Origin of the sequence: Arsukibacterium sp., from assembly GCF_036735525.1 — a bacterium.
GTDB lineage: Bacteria > Pseudomonadota > Gammaproteobacteria > Enterobacterales > Alteromonadaceae > Alishewanella.
Genome location: NZ_DAINOE010000186.1, coordinates 2136 through 2409 on the forward strand (window position 1 = coordinate 2136; position 274 = coordinate 2409).

Here is a 274-nt window from a genome sequence, read left to right on the forward strand (position 1 = left end):
TCGCCTGCCGCTGCGAAGTCAGCCTCGGCCTTCGCCAAAGCCGCTTCCGCCTCTGGCAAACGCAACTGGCCTGAGATTAAGCGAGGAAGTAAGGTGTCGCGTAGGTTAGCAAGTGTTTGGGCTTGCTTATGATTTGCTGAAATACTTTGCTGTATTGGAATCACCACCTGCGAAAATGCTTTGGCTACTTCTTCATTTGGCATTGCTATATCAAAACTGGCTAACACATCATTTTGTACTCGCTGCCTACCGCTTGTACCTGACATACTTTGAA

Annotated in this window: 1 pseudogene; it reads right to left on the reverse strand. The window is 48.5% G+C overall.

Annotation, left to right across the window (positions count from 1 at the left end):
* A pseudogene (locus V7D78_RS17075) lies at positions 1-203 on the reverse strand (hypothetical protein); the annotation flags it as partial.
* Between the last annotated feature and the right edge of the window lie 71 nt (positions 204-274).